At 37.6% G+C, this 4,280-nt stretch carries 4 protein-coding genes and 1 pseudogene; 2 read left to right on the forward strand and 3 right to left on the reverse strand.

Annotated features, from left to right (window positions below; translation table 11 throughout):
- A pseudogene (locus AC1DG9_RS24035) lies at positions 1–321 on the reverse strand (PhoH family protein); the annotation flags it as partial.
- A gap of 102 nt (positions 322–423) precedes the next feature.
- Between AC1DG9_RS24035 and AC1DG9_RS24040 the strand changes: the two are divergent.
- Both AC1DG9_RS24040 and AC1DG9_RS24045 read left to right on the forward strand, forming a co-directional pair.
- Positions 424–1,203 (forward strand): SAM hydrolase/SAM-dependent halogenase family protein, encoded by a 780-nt coding sequence (locus tag AC1DG9_RS24040; protein WP_172663340.1) that lies wholly within the window; start codon positions 424–426, stop codon positions 1,201–1,203.
- Positions 1,204–1,257: 54 nt separating this feature from the next.
- Positions 1,258–1,770: a hypothetical protein gene (locus AC1DG9_RS24045; RefSeq protein ID WP_172663341.1), complete on the forward strand. Its 513-nt coding sequence runs from the start codon at positions 1,258–1,260 to the stop codon at positions 1,768–1,770.
- A 135-nt stretch (positions 1,771–1,905) separates the two neighbouring features.
- On the opposite strand, the gene AC1DG9_RS24050 is transcribed toward AC1DG9_RS24045, so the two are convergent.
- Positions 1,906–3,150 carry a DUF1015 domain-containing protein gene (locus AC1DG9_RS24050; protein ID WP_337714905.1) on the reverse strand — a complete coding sequence of 415 codons (1,245 nt, stop codon included), beginning with the start codon at positions 3,148–3,150 and terminating at the stop codon, positions 1,906–1,908.
- Positions 3,151–3,206: 56 nt separating this feature from the next.
- Entirely contained in the window at positions 3,207–4,157 is a 951-nt protein-coding gene (locus tag AC1DG9_RS24055) for a D-2-hydroxyacid dehydrogenase (protein ID WP_172663343.1), read from the reverse strand.
- Positions 4,158–4,280: the final 123 nt, after the last annotated feature.

Here is a 4,280-nt window from a genome sequence, read left to right on the forward strand (position 1 = left end):
CACAATGACTTCTCCACCTCCCCCGTTGCTGGTTTTTTCAGCAGCGGGCTCGTCGGCCGACTGTATTTTCTTTGAAACCAAAATAGATTCTACATCATTCGCAGTTAAAGAGCTATACTTCTCTAACTGACTAATCAGTTGACCATACTTCTTTTCAAAAACCTTAAGTTCCTGTTCGTCACCTAATACCTTTACTTCGTTTCCTCTTGCCACAATCTTTAATTTTGGAAAAGCACTTTTAACCAGCTCATAATGCTCGTTATTAGCACCCCAAAATTGTACCGGATCTACCGATTCTAATGTTAATTTTAGTTCGTTCAAAATATTGTTTTTTAGATTGGAGTGTATATTTTGATTTAAAAGTTGAATATTTGTACGCGTTTTACCACCTACGCAAGATTAAGAATAAATATTCAATTTTTAATGGCCATTATTACTTTAACAACAGATTTAGGTTCTAAAGATTTCTATCAGGCTGCCCTTAAGGGTAGTATCCTGAGTATCCTGCCTACAGCTAACATTGTTGACGTAACTCATGAAGTGCCATCTTTTAATATTTCCCACGCTGCATTCGTTTTAAAGAACGTATACCCTTACTTCCCCAAGGGCACGGTTCACCTTATTGGTATTGATTCTGTATTTAGCGAAAACACAAAATATATTGCACTAAGACATAAAGATCATTTCTTTGTAGGTGCCGATAACGGAATTTTCTCATTACTTTTTAACGAGAAGCCCGAAGAGATTGTGGAGTTAAATATTATGCAGGACCTCAAATATCTTCACTTTCCCCTGGTTGATATTTTTGTTAAAGCTGCAACGCAGCTTGCCAAAGGTGCGAAGCTTAGGGACATCGGTGTACCAACAGAAAGTATTGAAGAAAGAATGTTGTTAAATCCGGTTATTGAACGCGACATCATTAGGGGCAGCGTAATCTATATTGACACCTTCTGCAATGTTATAACCAACATCACAAAAGATCTTTTTACAAAAATTCAGCGTAACCGCGACTTCACCTTGTATTTCAGAAAAAGTGAAACCATTACGCAGTTGAGCTGGCATTATAATGAAGTGCCTGAAGGTGAAAAATTGTGCCTGTTTGGAATCAGTAACCATCTTGAAATTGCCATTAACAAAGGAAAGGCCAGCGGATTATTAGGTTTACACCTTAACGACATTATCAGAATCGAATTTCATCCTTAAAAATGCATTTCCCATCAGGCATGGAGTTTGCTTGTCCCTTAAAAACATTTAAACATGATCAAAAACGTATTGTTTATTATTTTCTTTATTAACACATCATTACAAGCCGCAACATTTCAGACGGATACAAGTGCTTATCAAACACAAAGACTAAAAGTAAATGCGCTCCTTAAAGAAAGAAGTGCCAAATTTGGCCAGTACGATCAAAGCTTGGATACCAAAACAGGAATATTTGGCCTGCAAACTAAAGGTGATATAAAAAATTCAAATGAAATACTGCGTCAGATAGTTTTAAATGACAACAATGTCTTTAAAGAGCTTAAAATACTCATGGACTACAAAGATGAAGAAGTTAAGCGTGTTAAAAATGAAGCCAGCAGTACCAACGATAGAATCGAGAACTACAAAACATCAATAAAAAAGCTACAAGATCAGAACCTGCAGCTAAAAAAAGATTTTGCTGCTGCAAATAAAGAAAAACAAATCACGAATTATATAGTTATGTTTCTGGCGCTTACTTTATTTGTAGCGTGTTATTTATTCTACAAAAAACTTAAAAAAGCATGATGAAAAAAGTCTTTAAAATTCTTGTAAAAATAAATAAAGCAATTTTGCCAAGTCTGTATAAAAAAGACCCGTTAAAACTAACTACGTTTCAAAAGGCAATATTAGGCTATAAGTACTGGGTTTTAACCCAGTCGCTTAATTAAAGTAATTGGTTAATAGCCCTACCAGAAATTTCGGTTCAACCCAGGTTGATTTTGGAGGCATTACCCCATTCACATCTGCCACCGAAATGACCTGATCTATCGAGACAGGAAACAAGGTAAAAGCCAACACATAAAGGCCATTATCAACCTTAAGCTGGAGTTCAGAAATGGCAGTTCCCCCACCCTCAAAAGTAATTCGGGCATCAGTCCTGGGATCTTTTATATTTAATATAGGGGCAAGAATATGATTCTGTAGAATACTCACATCAAGCGCATTAACAGGGTCATTTTCATCATAGATTTCTTTCTTTGGCTCAAGCACATACCATTTTTCATCAAAATACATCCCAATCTTATGTAATTGATTCGGTTTAACAACATCTGGCGACTCCTGTACTAAAAACGACTGTTTTAACAACCCAATCAATAATTGAGGCTCCAGGTCACCAAGATCTCTAACCAGTCTGTTAAATTCCAGTATTTTAACCTCTCTGGTATTCATATAAACTGAGGTAAAATAGTTATACCCTTCAGTTCCGGTATGACGTTCTTTATTTAAAGCTTGCTTATGCAAACCCATCTTTGCCATTGATGCTGCTCTATGGTGGCCATCAGCAATGTATACAAAGGGAATATCATAAAAGGCAGTAACCAGGTCATTCAGATCCGGATTATCAGTAACAGCCCATACCTGATGTGTCGTACCATCCGCAAATGTAAAATCAAGGTCAGCTTTAAGCCCGGTGTATTTGTCTGTAATGGAATCAATAATCTGATCAGGGTGGTAGGTAATTAATACAGGGTTAGCATCTAGTCCGGTTTGCTGCAGATAATCTGCCAGAAGCCTCTCCCTGCGCTCTACGGTCGACTCATGCTTCTTTATCCTCCCCTCCAAATAATCTTTAATATGAGTAAGTGTCCAAATGCCTGTTTGCACCAGATCATTGTGTTTTACTCGGTAAATGTAAATAGCAGGTTTATCCTGCTTAATAAGAAATTGATGTTCAAGGAACCCTTCAAGATTCTCACTGATCTTTTTATAAACCAGCTCCTCCCTTGTTCCCCTTAGATATGGATTATCGAGTTCAGGATTAATCAGATGAAGAAAAGTACACCTGTTTTCTGAAGCAATTAGCCTTGCCTGACCCGTGCTATAATTCTCAAGCGGCCTGGTTACAACCAGCGATTGCAAATCCACTGCAGGTTTAAGCGCGCAGAAAGGCTTTATAAGAGGCATACTTGATTATGAATAATGGTCAAAGCTATATAAAAAAATAGCTTTGACCACTAATCTTACTTATTAAAATGCTCAATAATCAATGAAGCAAGTTCAACACCTATACGTTCCTGCGCTTCATTTGTAGCAGCTCCAATATGAGGGGTTAAAGAGATTTTAGCATGTTGTAAAATAGAAGCTCTTGGTGTAGGTTCGTCATCAAACACATCTAAACCAGCGAAAGATACTTTACCACTGTCTAAAGCAGCAACTAATGCCTCCTCGTCAATGGTACCGCCTCTTGAGCAGTTCACCACACCAACACCTTGTTTCATTTTAGCAAACTCTTCTGCACCTAAAATAGGTTTATCTGCGAATGGAGTATGTAAACTAATGAAATCACTGTTTGCAATTACCTCATCCAATGATACTGTTTTGAAAGGGATCTCAACAGAAACACCACCCTGGAAAGTCAATGGCAAAGTACCTTCAGCAGGGTAAAGGTCATAAGCCAATACGTTCATACCTAACCTAAGAGCAACCTTAGCAGTTTCACGGCCAATACGACCGAAACCGATGATCCCCATGGTTTTACCTTGAAGCTCAACACCACCAGCATATGCTTTTTTCAAAGCATTGAATTTAGTAGCTCCTTCAACAGGCATTTTTCTGTTTGAATCCTGTAAGAAACGAATACCGGTAAACAAATGTGCAAATACCAGTTCAGCAACAGATAACGAAGAAGCTGCAGGTGTATTTACCACTGCAACACCCTTGCTGCGGGCATATTCAACATCAATGTTATCCATACCTACACCGCCTCTGCCAATCAGTTTAATGTTAGGTACCTGATCAATCAATTCTTTACGTAATTTGGTGGCACTTCTAACTGTAATACCATCATAGTTTTTTAAAGCTTCAACCAATTGATCCTGAGGAACAGTTTCAGTATCAACAACAAAACCCGCTTTTTCTAATAACGCTTTACCGATAGGATCTATCCCATCGTTTGCAAGTATCTTAATCATTAATTTTTATTTTAATTGGTGTGTTTTTCAGCAAAATTCTGCATTAATTCAACTAGTGCATGAACACTTGTAATTGGAAGCGCGTTGTATATAGAGGCTCTAAAACCACCAACACTTCTATGT

The organism is Pedobacter sp. 05L430 (assembly GCF_056397585.1).

Bases quoted from the DNA above. Each gene is read 5' to 3' on its own strand.
- AC1DG9_RS24040 (WP_172663340.1), top strand. From the start codon at position 424: ATGGCCATTATTACTTTAACAACAGATTTAGGTTCTAAAGATTTCTAT.
- AC1DG9_RS24045 (WP_172663341.1), top strand. From the start codon at position 1,258: ATGATCAAAAACGTATTGTTTATTATTTTCTTTATTAACACATCATTA.
- AC1DG9_RS24050 (WP_337714905.1), bottom strand. From the start codon at position 3,150: ATGCCTCTTATAAAGCCTTTCTGCGCGCTTAAACCTGCAGTGGATTTG.
- AC1DG9_RS24055 (WP_172663343.1), bottom strand. From the start codon at position 4,157: ATGATTAAGATACTTGCAAACGATGGGATAGATCCTATCGGTAAAGCG.